The organism is Rhizobium yanglingense (assembly GCF_977109285.1).
Window position 1 is genome coordinate 338,113 of record NZ_CDSAWY010000004.1, and the last position, 16,145, is coordinate 354,257.

Below are 16,145 nucleotides of genomic sequence, written 5' to 3' on the forward strand. Positions count from 1 at the left end.
GCTGCCCAAGGCAGGTCAAACGAAAATCCAGTGGCTTTTATCGTCCGCATTAACCACTGTCCAGCAGACAAAGAGAACCGGCCGCATTCTGATCAAGGAATGCGGCCGGTTTCGATACATCAAAACTGAAGTTGCAATTACATATCCGTGTCTGTATCGCCATCGTTGGCGTCCGGCCCGCCATTCTGCAGGAAGCGGTCAGCAATCAGCCCCGCATTCTGCCGAAGCGCCATCTCGATCTCGCGGCCGAGATCCGGGTTGTCGCGGATGAAGAGCTTGGCATTCTCGCGGCCCTGGCCGAGGCGCTGGCTGTTATAAGAGAACCAGGCACCGGACTTCTCGACGATGCCGGCCTTGACGCCGAGATCGATCAGTTCGCCAGTCTTCGAGACACCCTCGCCATACATGATATCGAATTCCACCTGCTTGAAGGGAGGCGCCATCTTGTTCTTGACAACCTTGACGCGGGTCTGGTTGCCGACAACCTCTTCGCGCTCCTTGACCGCGCCGATACGGCGGATGTCGAGCCGGACGGAGGCATAGAACTTCAGCGCGTTGCCACCCGTCGTCGTTTCGGGCGAGCCGAACATGACGCCGATCTTCATGCGGATCTGGTTGATGAAGATGACCATGGTGTTCGACTTGGAGATCGACGCCGTGAGCTTGCGCAGCGCCTGGCTCATCAGGCGCGCCTGTAGGCCCGGAAGGCTGTCGCCCATCTCGCCCTCGATTTCGGCGCGCGGTGTCAGCGCTGCAACGGAGTCGACGACGAGAACGTCGACGGCGCCGGAGCGCACCAGCGTATCGGTGATTTCGAGCGCCTGCTCGCCGGTATCCGGCTGCGAGATCAGGAGGTTCTGGAGATCGACGCCGAGCTTGCGGGCATAGACCGGATCGAGCGCATGTTCTGCATCGACGAATGCGCAGATGCCGCCCTTTTTCTGCGCTTCGGCGATCGTCTGCAACGCAAGCGTCGTCTTGCCGGAGCTTTCCGGTCCGTAGATCTCGATGATGCGGCCCTTGGGCAAACCGCCGATACCGAGCGCGATATCGAGGCTGAGGGAACCGGTCGAAATAGTTTCGATCTCGACAACATTCTCGTTGGAGCCGAGTTTCATGATCGAGCCCTTGCCGAACGACCGCTCAATCTGTGAGAGTGCCGCTTCAAGCGCCTTGCTTTTGTCCACCGATTTGTCCTCTACGAGCCGCAATGAATTTTGAGACATCCGATCCACCTTTAGGTTATTGAAGCCGCTTGAGCAATGTCTGGTTTGTACTCTATTTGTTCCAGCCGCGCAATAGGTGCCCAAACAATTGAAAGAAAAAGGTAAAACAGCCCGTGTTCTATATATGTTTTATCAATGCAAAGCAACGCCTTAGGAGGCGTCACGCCAAGGCTGCCGCATCCGGCGCCCTGCTACGATTCGTTTCCTCCATCGGCTGGGAGCATTCAGGGCGATGAAAAGAATCCTCGTTCTCGGCGGCGCACATATCGATCGGCGCGGGCGCATTTCCGGCGAGACGGCGCCAGGCGCCAGCAACCCGGGCGCTTGGTTCGAGGAACCGGGCGGCGGCGGCTTCAACGCTGCGAGAAACCTTGCACGGCTCGGCGTGGAGGTCACCATGATCGCGCCGCGCGGAGGCGATCCGGCGGGCGAGATGGTGACGGAGGCGGCTTATGCAGCCGGCATCAACGACCGGCCGTTCGTATTTCTCGATCGCAAGACACCGAGCTACACGGCCATTCTGGAGCGGGACGGCAACCTGGTGATCGCGCTCGCGGACATGGAGCTTTACCGTTACTTCGTCCCGCGTCGGCTGGCGATTCGCTGGGTGCGCGAAGCCTTTGCCGCAAACGACCTCATCCTTTTCGATGCGAACCTGCCGGAAGAGACGATCGCGGCGATCGTCAGCCGCGCCAATTCGCTCGGCGTACCCGTGGCCGCGATTGCCATATCGCCGGCAAAGGTGGTCAAGCTCAAGCCCTGCATCTGCGGCATCGACCATCTCTTCCTCAACGAGGCGGAGGCCGCAGCCCTGACCGGCCAATGCCCCGACAAGCCGGAGGATTGGGTGTCACTGCTCGGTGATATCGGCCTGAAGAGCGGCGTCATTACGCGCGGGCAGCGCGAACTGATCGCCTTCGGCAAGGGTGGCACCTTCTGCCTGCAGCCGCCGTCGGTCGAGACCATCGCCGACGTAACGGGCGCTGGAGATTCGCTCGCAGCCGGCATCCTCTTTGCCTTGATGCAGGGTCTGCCGCTCGAGGAAGCCCTGCGGCACGGCGTGGCCGCTGCTGCACTCACGGTCCAGTCGCCCTATGCCGTCAACGAAAAACTCTCCGCGGAACTGCTTGCGGAAACCCTTGCCCTTGTTCAGCGTGCCAGAATTCTGCATTGAAGCGGCAACATCGATGAAACGGAAGAGACAATGACGAAACCGATCTCCCCCCTCCTGCCGGTCTCCTATTCCAAGGAGGTTGCCGCTGCAAAGCAGCGCGGCGCGCCGCTGGTGGCGCTTGAATCGACGATCATCACTCACGGCATGCCCTACCCCGGCAATATCGAAATGGCGCGCAGTGTCGAGGCGATTATCCGTGAGCAGGGTGCCGTTCCGGCAACGATTGCCGTCATTCACGGCGTCCTGCATATCGGCTTGGAGCCGGAAGAGCTTGAGAAACTCGCGAAGGAAAAGGACGTGATGAAAGTCTCGCGCGCCGATCTCGCCTTCGCGATCGCCGAGCGGCGCACCGGTGCCACGACGGTAGCTGCCACGATGATCGCCGCTGCCCGTGCCGGCATCAAGGTCTTTGCGACCGGCGGCATCGGCGGCGTGCATCGCGGTGCCGAAGAGAGCTTCGACATCTCGGCCGACCTGCAGGAGCTTGCCCGCACCGGCGTCATCGTCGTCTGCGCCGGCGCAAAGGCGATCCTCGATATCCCAAAGACGCTGGAAGTGCTGGAGACCGGCGGCGTTCCTGTCGTCACCTACGAGAGTGCCGAGTTCCCGGCCTTCTGGTCCCGTTCCTCGGGCCTGCGCAGCCCGCTAACGTTGAACAGCCCGGCCGCCATCGCCAATTTCCAGATCACCCGAGAACAGCTTGGCATCGAGGGCGGCATGCTGATCGCCAATCCGGTTCCGGAAGAAGATGAAATTCCGCGCGAGGAGATGGAGATCTATATCGAGCGCGCACTCGACAGCGCCGAACGCGACGAAATCAGCGGCAAGACCGTGACACCTTATCTTCTCAGCACGATATTCGATCTGACCGACGGAAGGAGCCTGCAGACAAATATCGCGCTCGTCGAGAACAATGCCCGCCTGGCGGCAGAAATTGCCGTGGCGCTCGACGATTGAGATTTTGACGGGAAGCGCTTACCGCCTCCCCTATTCGCCTTCCAGGGTTTCCTTGACGACGACGGCGAGCTGCTTCAGCGAGAAGGGCTTCGGCAGGAACCCGAACTTGGCGTCCGGAGGCAGGTTGCGGGCGAAAGCGTCTTCCGCATAGCCGGAAACGAAGATGAATTTCAGGTCCGGATATCGCTTGCGCAATTCGCGCAGCAGCGACGGGCCGTCCATTTCCGGCATGACGACATCAGAAACGACGATGTCCACCTTGCCGTCCAGCTCGTCCATAATGTCGAGCGCTTCGACGCCTGAGCCGGCCTCGTGCACGGTGTAGCCGCGCGTTTCCAGCATGCGCTTGCCGCCGCGGCGCACCGCTTCCTCGTCCTCTACGAGCAGAATGACGGCGTTGCCCGTCAGATCTTCCGGTTGCTCCGGCTGAGCTGCGGCCGGCATTTGTGCAGCCGCACCGGCCTCGGCTGCCGCAACAGCGTCCGCCTCGGCGGCGACAGCCGCGTCGATGGCGTGGCGCGGCAGGAAGACCCGGAAGGTCGTTCCCTTGCCCGACTTCGGATTCCGGCTGAATATAGCCGCCGGACTGTTTGACGATGCCGTAGACCATCGCCAGCCCGAGACCCGTGCCCTTGCCTACCTCCTTGGTTGTGAAGAAAGGCTCGAATATCTTGTCCATGATGTCGGGCGCAATACCGGTGCCGGTATCGGCCACCTCGATCAGCACCATGTCCTCATGCGGCATGTAGGAATAATTGAAACCGGCCACTTCCGCGGCCGTGACGTTGCGGGTGCGCAGCGTCAGCTTGCCGCCCTCGGGCATCGCGTCGCGCGCATTGACGCAAAGATTGATCAGCACCTGCTCGAACTGCGACAGGTCAGTCTTCACCGGCCAGAGATCGCGGCCGTATTCGACATCGAGCTTGACGTTGGTGCCGGATAACAGCCGGTCGACAAGCATGCGCAGGTCGCCGACGACATCCGTGAGGTTCAAGACCGTCGGACGCATCGTCTGCTTGCGCGAGAAGGCAAGCAGCTGGCGGACGAGAACCGCGGCGCGGTTCGCATTGCGCTTGATTTCCATCAGGTCGGCAAAGCTTGCATCGGACGGCCGCGCTTGCAGCAGCAGATGGTCGGAAGACAACAGGATCGCCGTCAGCACGTTGTTGAAGTCGTGCGCGATTCCGCCGGCAAGCGTGCCGACCGCATTCATCTTTTGCGTCTGCGCCATCTGCGCTTCCAGCGCCTTTTGCTCCGTCATCTCGACGGCATAAACGATCGCGGCCTCTTCCGGCGCCTCGTCGCTCTGGTCGATGACTGCGTTGACGTAAAAACGAAAATGACGCGCTTCATCGTTCGGCATGCGCGAGTCGATCGGCGGGATATCGCCCTGGCGATCCTTTGCCGCAACCAGGGCATCTTTCAGCCTCTGTCGATCGCTTTCCTGAAGGATGACTTCGAGCGCTGCGCCATTTTCGACGTCATCGCGCGAAACGATGCCGGAGAAGAGCTTGAGGAATGGCGCATTCGTGCGCAGGATCCGACCGTCGCCGTCGACCGAGGCGATCGCCATCGGCGTGTTGTTGAAGAAGCGCGTGAAGCGCATCGCCGCGGCAGAAGCGGATTGCTCGTTCTCGCCGCCCGATTGCCGCCTGAGCACGATCGTCCGGCTCTCGCCCGGCGCACCGTCGCGCATGGAAGTCACGCTGTGGATGATCTGCACCGGCAGACTCTGTCCGTTCGCCTTCTTGAGGTCGAGGTCGAGCGTATCGGTTTTCTTGAGACCGGGCTCGGCCTGCACCGACTGGATCAGTGCCAGCCCGCCGCCTGCCACGAGATCTCCGATCGTCATCGAGCCCGGCACGAACTTCGTGAGATCGAGCCCCAGCCATTCGGCAAGTGTTGCGTTCAGGTAGAAAATCTCGCCCTTGCGCCCTGCCGAGAAGAAACCTGCCGGCGCATGGTCGAGGTAATCGATCGCGTTCTGCAGTTCCTTGAAGAAGCGCTCCTGGTCATCGCGCTCGGCGGTGATGTCGCTGATCTGCCAGATATGTAGCGGCTTGCCGGCACCTTCCTCGGTTCGCAGGCTTCGCGCCTTGAGACGGTACCAGTGAGCGCCAGAATTGTTCGTTGCCGGGCCAAGGGTCCGCAGCAGACGGAATTCCTCCTGGCCTTCCTTGCCCTCGCGCAGACCGTTCGACAGACGGTAAAGCGCCTCGTTCGATTCCCGGTGGCGCGAAAGCAGCGCTTCGAGCGTCTGCACTTCGGTCGGTTTGCGGGCGCCGGTCAGCTTTCCATAGGCCGCGTTGGCATAAATGATCCGGCCCTTCCCATCGGTAATCAGCGAACCGTCCGGATGGCTGTTGAGAAATGACCTGGCGAGACTATCCGATTGCCGCTGGGGCATGACCTCGATGAAGCCGATGACCGAGGAAACGAGGAAGAAGATGCCGACCATGGCCAGCACGCCCAGCACGCCGAGGACCATTTCGTTTTCGAGCGAATCCTTGAAGTACACAAAGCTGCCTGCGGCTGCGACAAGCACAAGCGCCAGAAGAATGATGCGAACAGCCGTTCCCGAGCGTCCACCGCGATCCACGATCGGGGCATTGTAGTCGTCAGCCTGACGTGGTGTCGTCATCTATTCCTCACATGAGCCTGTCCAACATTCGCTTATAATCTCAAGACAAAGCAGGAATCAGGCGTTCGTTCCTTCTTAGCAAGTTGCTGCGTCCGCAAAAACACTGTGAAGAGCCAAGAATGCTTGAATTCACAACGAACGGCGCCACTTTCGACAACCAAGCGCGCCGCAGAAACATGTCCTGGCGTTCGGACATGACTGGACAATCAGGCTGCCTATTGCCTAAGGAGCTGAAAAGCCGTCATGTTATGGCGAACGCGGCAACCGGAGTAGAAGATCATGTTCGACGAAGTAATGGGCGCCTATGGCAGCCGTTTCCTCCTCGCAGCGGGCGGCGTCGGCATCGCGCTGGTGCTCCTGATCGGTATCTTGTGGATCCTCCGCAGCCGAGCGCCCTCACCCTTTGTACGCGGCGGCAAGAACCGTCAGCCGCGATTGCAGGTGCTGGATGCCGCAGCCGTCGATACGCGCCGCCGGCTGGTGCTTGTGCGCCGTGACGACGTTGAGCATCTGATCATGATCGGTGGTCCGACCGACATCGTTATCGAAAGCCGCATCCTGCAGGATACAGATGAGGGTTCCGACCACGCCTTCATAGCGCCCTTAGCCCCGCCGGCGCCTCGGCCGGAGCCTGTCGTCTCGACGCCCGAAGAGCCGCCTGTCAAGCCGGCAAGACCGGTCACAGCTTTCGAGCGCGAACCGGAACCTGACGAACCCTACGCTCCGGCTCCGGCTCCGACCCCCGCGCCTGCCGTCGAGCCGCGTCTGGATCCCGTAGCAATCGCTCCTGCCGTAGCACCCGCTGAACAGGAGCCCGCAGCGCCGTCCGCGGCAACATCGGCCGTGGCGGCAAAAATCGAGCGGGAGCCTGCCAGCCCTGCTGCTTTGCCGCCGAACATTCCGAGGCCGGCAGAGCGGCCCGCCGCCGCCCCGGTGATCGAGGCAGCCAGCGCCGCCGATATCCTCGACGCGGCGCGCCAGCGCGTTCTGCCGCAGCAGCGGATGGAGCCGCAGGTCTCGACGCCGCCAGCACAGAGCCTTCCGACCGTCGCCGAAGGCATACCTGTCGTGACCGGCGACGCTGCCGCCACCTCGAAGGCAGCGCCCAGCGACTTCGAGCGCATTCTTCAGGAAGAGATGAACAATACCCTTGCGGCGCAGCGCATTGTTCCCGCTGCGAGCGCCCCTGCCCGCCCGGTTCCGCCGCAGCCCGGCAACCCGCAGCGCCGCGATCCGGACATGGCACCGATTACCGGCGCCGATGCCGACCTTCAAAAGGAAGTGGCCCGCATCTTTGGCGAAATGAGCGTCAATCGCGAAAAGTAAGCCGCCCTGCCTGCAGGAAAGCTCTCGCAAGAAAAAAGGCACCGCAGACTGCGGTGCCTTCAATGTCTACGAAGAACTTTGAAAAGCTCACTCGTCGCGATAAACCTTTTCGCGCCGCTCGTGGCGCTCCTGCGCCTCGATCGACAGCGTTGCGATCGGACGTGCGTCGAGACGCTTGATGCCGATCGGCTCGCCGGTTTCCTCGCAGTAGCCATAGGTGCCGTCTTCGATCCGCTGCAATGCTGCATCGATCTTGGAAATCAGCTTTCTCTGGCGGTCGCGGGCGCGAAGTTCGATTGCCCGGTCCGTTTCGGAAGAGGCTCGATCCGCGAGGTCCGGATGGTTGGCGCTTTCTTCTGCGAGATGATCGAGTGTCTCGCGCGCTTCTCTAAGGATATCATTTCTCCAGGCAACAAGTTTGGCTCTGAAGTAAGCCCGCTGGTTTGCGTTCATGAATTCCTCGTCTTCCGAGGGAACGTAGCTGCTAAGATCGATCTTCTCACTCAACGCGATTCTCCTGAAGAACATCTCATATGGCGGGGTGTATATCCCAAGCGCTATCGCGGGTTCAAGCCAAATACGACAGGTAAACAGATTTTTAAATCTGTCATATTTTTAAGCTAACAGACTATTTTCGCACCACTATTAGGAATGCTGGTTTTTGCTTCCCGTTCAAGAACGCGTGTTGAGCTTAACGTTTTGCGCCATCCCTATGCCGATGCGGTTGACGGCGGTGATCCGCGGACGCTACTGGAAAGGCTCCTTCGCTCGTGGAATCTTCTATGGCCGCAACCTTGCCTTCGCCCTCACGAATCTATCTGTTGCGGCATGCAGAAGCCGCCTGGGCGCAGCCCGGCGAACGGGATTTTGACCGGCCTTTGAATGAAAAGGGCTATGACGATGCGGAACTCGTGGCAGACCGCGCCGCCGACAAAGGCTACCGGCCGGAGCTTTTAATAAGCTCCACTGCGAGGCGCTGCCGCGAGACCACGGACGCCGTGCATCGCGCTATGGGATTGTCGCTCGACATCCGCTACGTCGACCAACTCTACAACGCCACCCCCGAGGTCTACCTCGATATCATCGGCAGCCAGACCGTGGGCTCCGTCATGCTTGTCGGTCACAACCCGACAGCCGAGCAGACGCTTGAAGCGCTCATCGGTCACGATGCCCTGCTCCGTGCATTGCCGGACGGCTTTCCCACGGCGGGCCTTGCAGTCCTCGATTTCGACGGCGCGTCTGCAGGGTGGAAGCTTACCGACTTCGTGCACGACTGACGTCTTTCGCGCCGCTTCTTTTTCGGACAGCATCCACGTCCTATATGCTTGAGCACTGACAATCGGAATTCCGCCTTGCCGCCAAGCCTGACATCCCTTACCGGCGACGCGCGTATCGCGCTCGACAACCTCGCAGACCGCGCCTCGAGTCTCGTCAAACCGACTATCCGCCTCGGCGTCACCGGGCTTTCCCGGTCCGGCAAGACGGTCTTCATCTCGTCCCTCGTGCATAATTTGCTGCATGGCGGACGCCTGCCACTTTTTGAGCCGGTTCAGTCCGGCCGGGTGTCGGACGTGCGACTGGAACATCAGCCGGATGACGCCGTGCCACGTTTCCAGTACGAGGATCATATCCGGGCGCTGGTGAAGGACCGTGTCTGGCCGGATTCGACCCGCGCCATATCCGAACTGCGCATCACGCTGGACTATCAGAGCGCCAGTGGCTGGAACCGTCTGTTCTCGCCCGGCCGTCTCTCGATCGATATCGTCGATTATCCCGGAGAGTGGCTGCTTGATCTACCGCTGCTGGCCAAGGACTACCGAACCTTCAGCGAGGAGACGCTGGCGCTCGCCCGCAGCGGCATCCGCGCGCAACTTTCTAGCGGCTGGTTGGCACTGACCGGAGAGAGCGATGTCAAGGCGCCTGCCGATGAGATGCAGGCGCGCGATCTCGCGACGGCTTTCACCAATTACCTGAAAGCCTGCAAGGCCGACGAGCGCTCGCTGTCAACATTGCCGCCCGGCCGCTTCCTGCTTCCCGGCGACCTTGAAGGTTCTCCCGCGCTCACTTTCGCGCCACTCGCTTTGCCTTCCGAAGGCAAAGCGCCCAAGGGTTCGCTCTGGGCGATGATGGAGCGCCGCTACGAGGCCTACAAATCCGTCGTCGTCAAACCCTTCTTCCGCGAACATTTTGCCCGGCTCGACCGCCAGATCGTTCTCGTCGACGCGCTGCAGGCGATGAACCGCGGCCCGGAGGCGATCCAGGATCTGGAGCGCGCGTTGACGGATGTGCTTGCCTGCTTCCGTCCCGGTACGAACTCACTGCTTTCGTCACTCCTCGGCCGCCGGATCGACCGCGTTCTCGTGGCCGCCACGAAAGCCGATCATCTGCATCACGAAAGCCACGACCGCCTCGATGCGCTGACGCGCCGCCTTGTCGAGCGCGCCATCCACCGGATCGGCATGGCAGGCGCCGGCATCGACGTCATGGCGCTTGCCTCGGTGCGCGCCACGCGGGAGGCGACCGTCAAGCGCGACGGCCACGATCTGCCGGTGATCGTCGGCACGCCCATCGATGGCGAAACGATCGCCGGCGAGCGCTTCGACGGCATGAGGAAGACGGCGGTCTTCCCGGGCGACCTTCCGCAGGACCCCGAAAGCCTGTTCGACGGCATTGAATCTGCCAGCCGCGATGTCCAATTGCCTGATGTGAACATTGTGCGCTTCCGGCCGCCGCAGCTCGAGGAAACCGGCAGCGGCATCAAGCTTTCGGTCCCGCATATCCGGCTCGACCGGGCCATGCAGTTTCTGTTTGGAGACCGCCTCGCATGAGCAAACCCGCTTCTGGAGATTCGGACCGGCCGCGCCGCACACCGGCAGCCTTTGCCTATGAGGACGATCCGCGCCCCGTCGAGACGGACAGGAAGCAGGGGGCCCGCAAGCCGGCAAGCTTCGGCGGCGAAATCGTCCTCACATCGGACGAAGACGATCCCTTCATCAATCCGGACAAGGATATCACCCCCTTGCCGGTCGCGGTGCCGCGCAAACGGCGCACCTCCTTTGCCAAGGTCGCACTAACTGCTTTCGGCGTCCTGCTTTCGCTCGCCGTCGGCCTGTGGACCGACAGCCTGATCCGGGACCTCTTTTCCCGCGCCGACTGGCTTGGTTACACCGCGCTGGCGGCGCTCGCGATCGGCATCCTCGCCGTCGTCGCCATCGTGATCCGCGAAACGGCGGGTATAATGCGCCTCGCGGCGGTGCAGACGATCAAGGCCGAGGCGGAGGCCGCCATACTGGAGACGAAGCCCGCCAAGGCACGCGCCCTTGTGAAGAACCTTTCAAGCCTGCTTGCCGGAAAGCCGGAAACCGCCAAGGGCCGCGCAACCTTGAAAGCCGCCGAAGGCGACATCATCGACGCGCCGCATCTCGTCGCACTCGCCGAACGCGAATTGCTGGCGCCTCTGGACCGCCAGGCAAGAGCGCTGATCGTCAATTCATCGAAGCGCGTTTCGATCGTCACCGCTGTCAGCCCGCGCGCGATCGTCGATCTGCTCTACGTGCTTTTCGAAGCCTCGCGCCTGATCCGCGCCATGGCCGAGCTTTATGGCGGCAGGCCGGGCACGCTTGGGATGATTCGCCTGATGCGGGACGTTCTGGCGCATCTCGCCGTCACCGGCTCGATCGCCGTCGGCGACAGCCTCGTGCAACAGGTCCTGGGCCACGGCCTTGCCTCCAAGCTCTCGGCCAGGTTCGGCGAAGGCATTATCAACGGGTTGATGACAGCCCGTATCGGCATAGCTGCGATGGATCTGTGCCGTCCGCTTGCGTTCCGCGCCATTGAAGCGGCCGGGAATCGGCGACTTCATCGGCGATCTGGCGCCCTCGGTAGTGCCGCGCACCGGTCGCAAATAAACATTTTCGCACCTGGGGCCTTCCGTAACGGAGGGAATTGCAAAACGCAGGAAATTCATGGCACTGGCAACATGAATTGAATTTGGAAAGCCTTCGGAAAGCCCTTCGTTTCCGTGCATTTCAACGCATTGGAAACCAAGCATTAACCATTATTCGGCAAAACTCCAGGCTAGTAACGGGTGGTGTTTGCCAAGGAAAATCCATGTATTCGCGCAAAGTTCTCTTCGTATGCGGGCTCGTCGCCGCGGCATTGTCTCCGGCGGCCGATATTGCCCCTGCTGCGACCGCCGCCACACGCGACAAGGCTTTCTTCGATTCTGTTGCGGGCAACTGGAGAGGTCCGGGCGAAATCGTCGCCGGCAAATACAAGGGCACGAAATTTAGCTGCAACCTCATCGGTTCTGCCGTGAGCGACGGCGGTGCCGGCATCAAGCTCGACGGCTCTTGCCGCGTTGGCGTGTTCAAACAGCCAATGTCCGCCCTCATCACCCAGTCGCGCGGCGGCTATAAGGGCAAATTCCTCGATGGCGCCGCCGGTAAGGGTCTCGATGTCGTCTCGGGCACCGTCACACAGGACACCGTCGTCGTCGGCCTGAACCGCGCCAAGCTAAACGGCGCGATGATCGCCCGCGTCCGCGACGACAAGACGATGAACGTCACCGTGTCGGTAAAGGTCGAGGATCGCATGGTCCCGGTGATCGGCCTCACCCTGACCCGCCAGATCGATGAAATGACGGTCGGCTCCGTCGAGTAAGAGCTGTGCGATAGCAGTCACCCCAAGCGGCGGATTCTCCGCCGCTTTTTCATTTCAGGCGCTGCGCCACCACTCGCGATCGGAATCGGCGATCTCGATGCCTTGGATATCTGCTCGGGAAAGCCAATCCGCGACGGTGCGGCCCTTGACGACGAGGTCCGCGGCAAAATCTGCAAGCGGCATCAGAACGAAGCCTCGCTCGGTCATGCGCGGATGCGGCAGTTCCAGCCTCGGTGCCCCCTGTTCGATATCGTCGAATGTCAGTAGATCGATGTCGAGCGTTCGCGGTCCCCAACGCTCGATGCGCTCGCGTTTCATGTCGCGCTCGATGCCGAGACAGACGTCGAGCAACGCTTCCGGTTCGAGCGACGTATCGAGTGCCGCGCATGCATTGAAGAAGAAGGATTGGTCCGTCTTGCCCCAGGGCGGCGTGCGGTAGAGCCGCGACACGGCGGTGAGCCGGCAATCGTCACGCCCATCGAGCTTCCGCAAAGCGTCAGCCATCGATTTCACGGGATCGCCGAGATTGCCGCCGAGACCGAGCGTGGCGGGCCTGAAACGATCAGCCGGCAAAGTGTTCAACGCTCACCTGTACGAAATCGAGGACGCCGGGCACTGGCGCATTCGGCTTGCGCACCGTGATCTTGGCGCGCCTGATCTGATGAAACTTTTCGCAGAGGCCCTTGGCGATATCGAGCGCCAGCGCTTCGATCAGATTGCGGCGCCTGCCGGTGACGATCTCCTCTATCACGGTGAAGGCAATCCCGTAATTCACGGTATCGTCGATCGAGTCGCTCTCGAGCGCACCCGCCGCGACGACGTCGAGCTCGGCATCGACGAAGAACCGCTGGCCGAGGAACTCCTCTTCGTCGTGAACCCCGTGACGCGCAAAGAACGCGCAATTCTGCAGCGTGATTGTATATTTCGTGCCCATCAGCCTTCTCTTTGCTCGAAATCCCGGCGCGCCGCCAGCATAGCATCCGCGACCGCCAGCGCATCCCTGTTGATTGCGACATTGTGCACCCGGAAAACCGCAGCACCCTGTAGCCTGAGCAGTGCGCTGCTCGCCGCCGTCGCAACGTCGCGCTCAGCCGCATCCCGTCCTGTGACCGTACCGACGAAGCGCTTTCGCGACGTGCCCGCCAGCAGCGGCAATCCGAAACGCTGCAATTCGGCAAACCTCGCCATCAGCTCCAGGTTCTCGTCGGCATCCTTGGCAAAGCCGAATCCCGGATCAAGCACGATCCGCTCGCGCATGACGCCTGCTTCCGCGGCGATCTCCAGGGAGCGGACCAAGAAATGATATTGATCCGCAATCACGTCCGGAAGCTTCTCGCGTTCGCGGCCCGTATGCATGAGGCAGAGCCCGGCGCCGGTATCGGTCGAAACCCTCGCGATCTCCGCCTCCTTCTGCAATCCGAAGACGTCGTTGATGATATGCGCGCCGGCCCCGACGGCGAGCCGCGCCGTCTCCGCGCGGTAGGTGTCGATCGAAATCAGCGCATCGCTCCTGCCGCGCAGAGCCTCGATCACCGGCAGCACGCGGGACTGCTCTTCCGCAGGGCTGACTTCGGCAGCACCCGGGCGTGTCGACTCTCCGCCGATGTCGATGATCGCGGCCCCCTCACTGACGGACTGAAGGGCATGATCGACGGCGGCATCCACGCTTTCGTAGCGTCCGCCGTCCGAAAAGGAATCCGGCGTCACATTGATGATCGCCATGATTACGCCGCGCGGCCCGAGTTCTATCTCACGGCCATGCGCCACGCGCCAGAAACTGCTTCGAAGCTGTAGCATCGGGGTTTATCCCATTGATAATAAAAAAAGCCGACGCCCTGTATTGCGCTCGCGGTGGCTATGCCCCAAGCTCCGCCGAACTTCAACACGGGTAGCGTCAAGAATGCCTTCCGCATCGCGTTATATGCGTTTCGTCCTTGCCTTTTCCATGACGGTTGCCCTCTGCATTCCCGCCTCGGCCCAAGTCGTTGCGACCAAAAGCTACTCCTATTTCGACATCCGCGGAAAGAGTGCCGGCGAGCTCGATGAGGAACTGAGCCGACGCGGGCCGACGGCGAGCGGCTCCTCCGCGCGCCACCCCGGCGCCACGAAAATCCGCTTCGGCGGCGAGGCGACCTACGTGCAGAGCAATGGCCGCTGCCGCATCGCCAGCGCAAAGGTGACCGTTCACACGCAGATCATTCTGCCGCGCTGGCGAAACCGCAACGGCGCCAGCAAACAGCTGTCGACGATCTGGGATGCACTCTCGAGCGATATCAAAAGGCATGAGGAGCGGCACGCGGAAATCGCCCGCACACAAGCACGTCTCATGGAGCGACGGATCCTCGCGCTGCCTGCCCAGCGCAGCTGCGGAGCCATGCAGGAGCTTGTCACGGAAGAATCTAATCGCGGAATACAAGAACACGACAGGTTGCAGGCGCGTTTCGACCGCATCGAGGCAGTCAACTTTCAAAGCAGGATGATGCGCTTGCTCAACAAGCGAATCAGTTCAGTCCGGCAGCGAATAATAATCCAATTTTCGCAAGCTCGCGATATCGTTAGCTGAGCAACGAAACTTATGCGAAGCTTTCCTCCTCCAAAGCCTGTTAATGATGAAAATTATCGATATGCAACTCAACCCGCACGCGCTAATATGAACACATACGGAAGTTCAGGTGGGATTGACCTGATCTTCTGTTACTTGGTTCTCCTGGCGCGTTCTATGCCGCGGGCGGTCCTCCCTCGCCCGATGGTTATGCGCCCGCCTCGCCTCGCACGTCATCCGGCGCGCGAGGCTTTTTTTGCGCAGATCAGGCCTGGCGCTCGGGCACCTGGACGATAAGTCCGTCGAGCGCCGCCTTCATTCTGATCTGGCAGGAAAGCCGCGAAGTCGGGCGGACATCGAAGGCGAAGTCGAGCATGTCTTCTTCCATCGGTTCCGGCGGGCCGACGCGCTCGGCCCATTCTTCGTCGACATAGACATGACAGGTCGCACAGGCGCAGGCGCCGCCGCACTCGGCTTCTATGCCTGGCACCGAGTTGCGCACGGCATTCTCCATCACGGTGGAGCCTTGATCGACATCCAGATCGAAGCGCGTGCCGTCGAAGGCAACGATAGTCAGTTTGGGCATGATGCTTTCCGGTATTACATGAAGAGGGAGGATCGGAATTTTTCTTCCAACAAATCCGATGGGCAGTCAACATCGACCGCCTTCACGGTTTCATTCCATATTTAAAAGCGACGGGCTTTTCCATTTGCGTCATACCGCTGGCCACAAAAAGACCCGCTGTTCCGGAATGGAGCAGCGGGCCGAGTGGCTTAATATGCTCGGCTCTAGCGGCTGAGCTTGAGAATGAAATTTTCGGCTTCGACGACGGCGGCTCCGACCGCGGCCATGCACGCTGCATCGCCGCAATTGTTCTCGAGCATGTCTGCCGCTTCGGATACCTGGAAGGCCCCAACCGCGCTCGCCGCCCCTTTCAGCCGGTGGGCAGCGCCTTGCATCTTCTTTGCATCGCCCGACGAAACCTCCTGCAGGCAGGCGCGTGCCTGGCGCGCAAATATCTTCAGGACCTCGACTTCAAGCGCCTTGTCGCCCATCGTCTGCTTTGCCAGATGAACAAGGTCGATCGGGCGACCCTTCGAGGGGCAAGGCCCGTTTGAATTATCCGGCGCCTCGAACGCAATACTGACTGCTGCCATGTGCCAATTCTCCCGTCTTTACCCCGCAGGTGGATTCACACTGCGGTTGGAGAGTGGCGATCGCGTTAAATTCTGGCACATTGAGGACGGAATTCTACCGCTATGGTTAACAACCGCTTAACGCCCCTAAATTATTGGTTTTTCGACGTCCGCCTGCGTTAAATTATGTTAACAACGGATTAATGGATGGTGATTAGCAAGGCTTCATTAATTGTCTCGGAAGCCCGGATGTGTCACTACGATACTGATAGACTAGGTTTATGGTACGCGCCTTTGCTGGCCAAGTGGATAGTGGTAATGTTTTGATACCGTCCGTTTGAAAAAGCGGCTATCTACTCTGAAATGACATGCTTATCCGTCCGTGGGCTCGGATGGGAAGGTCAGAGGCAAGGGTTGGAATCCGGACGCGGCACGGTCCGGGAAATGCGGCTGAACCGGCTGAGATGTAACGAGGCGTAA

Annotated in this window: 14 protein-coding genes and 2 pseudogenes; 8 read left to right on the forward strand and 8 right to left on the reverse strand. The window is 60.9% G+C overall.

The features are described 5' to 3' along the window. Positions 1-137 precede the first annotated feature (137 nt). A complete protein-coding gene (recA, locus tag ACW4PC_RS06605) occupies positions 138-1,226 on the reverse strand; it encodes a recombinase RecA (RefSeq protein ID WP_028739637.1) in 1,089 nt (362 codons plus the stop codon). 232 nt (positions 1,227-1,458) lie between these two features. Here recA and ACW4PC_RS06610 point away from each other — a divergent pair, with 232 nt between their 5' ends. Beyond that, a complete protein-coding gene (locus ACW4PC_RS06610) occupies positions 1,459-2,400 on the forward strand; it encodes a carbohydrate kinase family protein (RefSeq protein ID WP_455873234.1) in 942 nt (313 codons plus the stop codon). Positions 2,401-2,430: 30 nt separating this feature from the next. Next, positions 2,431-3,357 carry a pseudouridine-5'-phosphate glycosidase gene (locus tag ACW4PC_RS06615; protein WP_455873235.1) on the forward strand — a complete coding sequence of 309 codons (927 nt, stop codon included), beginning with the start codon at positions 2,431-2,433 and terminating at the stop codon, positions 3,355-3,357. Between the two features lie 30 nt (positions 3,358-3,387). On the opposite strand, the pseudogene cckA reads toward ACW4PC_RS06615, so the two are convergent. After that, positions 3,388-5,998, reverse strand: a pseudogene (cckA, locus tag ACW4PC_RS06620) (cell cycle histidine kinase CckA). A 279-nt stretch (positions 5,999-6,277) separates the two neighbouring features. On the opposite strand from cckA, the gene ACW4PC_RS06625 reads away from it, so the two are divergent. Next, the gene (locus ACW4PC_RS06625) at positions 6,278-7,324 is read left to right on the forward strand and encodes a flagellar biosynthetic protein FliO (RefSeq protein WP_455873236.1); all 1,047 of its coding nucleotides are present in this window, start codon (positions 6,278-6,280) and stop codon (positions 7,322-7,324) included. A gap of 87 nt (positions 7,325-7,411) precedes the next feature. Here the strand turns inward: ACW4PC_RS06625 and dksA are convergent, their stop codons facing one another. Further along, positions 7,412-7,831 carry an RNA polymerase-binding protein DksA gene (gene dksA / locus ACW4PC_RS06630; protein WP_028739636.1) on the reverse strand — a complete coding sequence of 140 codons (420 nt, stop codon included), beginning with the start codon at positions 7,829-7,831 and terminating at the stop codon, positions 7,412-7,414. A gap of 275 nt (positions 7,832-8,106) precedes the next feature. Here dksA and ACW4PC_RS06635 point away from each other — a divergent pair, with 275 nt between their 5' ends. From ACW4PC_RS06635 to ACW4PC_RS06650, 4 genes and pseudogenes are all read left to right on the forward strand, one after another. Continuing rightward, complete coding sequence (locus ACW4PC_RS06635; protein ID WP_455873237.1) at positions 8,107-8,601, forward strand: SixA phosphatase family protein; 495 nt, start codon at positions 8,107-8,109, stop codon at positions 8,599-8,601. Between the two features lie 75 nt (positions 8,602-8,676). Next, positions 8,677-10,152, forward strand: a complete 1,476-nt coding sequence (locus ACW4PC_RS06640) for a YcjX family protein (RefSeq protein WP_455873238.1) — start codon at positions 8,677-8,679, stop codon at positions 10,150-10,152. Further along, positions 10,149-11,232 (forward strand): annotated as a pseudogene (locus ACW4PC_RS06645) (YcjF family protein). The gene ACW4PC_RS06640 and the pseudogene ACW4PC_RS06645 overlap by 4 nt, the downstream one beginning before the upstream one ends. Before the next feature lie 202 nt (positions 11,233-11,434). Next, positions 11,435-11,986 (forward strand): hypothetical protein, encoded by a 552-nt coding sequence (locus ACW4PC_RS06650; protein ID WP_455873239.1) that lies wholly within the window; start codon positions 11,435-11,437, stop codon positions 11,984-11,986. Between the two features lie 54 nt (positions 11,987-12,040). On the opposite strand, the gene folK is transcribed toward ACW4PC_RS06650, so the two are convergent. The 3 genes from folK to folP are packed head-to-tail and all read right to left on the reverse strand — an operon-like array spanning position 12,041 to position 13,783. Continuing rightward, on the reverse strand, positions 12,041-12,568 hold the full coding sequence (gene folK, locus ACW4PC_RS06655; protein WP_455873240.1) for a 2-amino-4-hydroxy-6-hydroxymethyldihydropteridine diphosphokinase: 528 nt from the start codon (positions 12,566-12,568) through the stop codon (positions 12,041-12,043). Next, positions 12,549-12,920 carry a dihydroneopterin aldolase gene (folB, locus tag ACW4PC_RS06660; protein ID WP_194729814.1) on the reverse strand — a complete coding sequence of 124 codons (372 nt, stop codon included), beginning with the start codon at positions 12,918-12,920 and terminating at the stop codon, positions 12,549-12,551. The genes folK and folB overlap by 20 nt, the downstream gene beginning before the upstream one ends. Then, positions 12,920-13,783, reverse strand: coding sequence for a dihydropteroate synthase (folP, locus tag ACW4PC_RS06665; RefSeq protein WP_455873241.1), 864 nt, complete (start codon positions 13,781-13,783; stop codon positions 12,920-12,922). The genes folB and folP overlap by 1 nt, the downstream gene beginning before the upstream one ends. A gap of 103 nt (positions 13,784-13,886) precedes the next feature. Between folP and ACW4PC_RS06670 the strand changes: the two genes are divergently transcribed. Then, positions 13,887-14,549, forward strand: a complete 663-nt coding sequence (locus ACW4PC_RS06670; RefSeq protein ID WP_455873242.1) for a DUF922 domain-containing Zn-dependent protease — start codon at positions 13,887-13,889, stop codon at positions 14,547-14,549. A gap of 244 nt (positions 14,550-14,793) precedes the next feature. Here the strand turns inward: ACW4PC_RS06670 and ACW4PC_RS06675 are convergent, their stop codons facing one another. Both ACW4PC_RS06675 and ACW4PC_RS06680 read right to left on the reverse strand, forming a co-directional pair. Further along, the gene (locus ACW4PC_RS06675; protein WP_455873243.1) at positions 14,794-15,114 is read right to left on the reverse strand and encodes a 2Fe-2S iron-sulfur cluster-binding protein; all 321 of its coding nucleotides are present in this window, start codon (positions 15,112-15,114) and stop codon (positions 14,794-14,796) included. 203 nt (positions 15,115-15,317) lie between these two features. After that, a complete protein-coding gene (locus ACW4PC_RS06680; protein ID WP_455873244.1) occupies positions 15,318-15,686 on the reverse strand; it encodes an Hpt domain-containing protein in 369 nt (122 codons plus the stop codon). Positions 15,687-16,145: the final 459 nt, after the last annotated feature.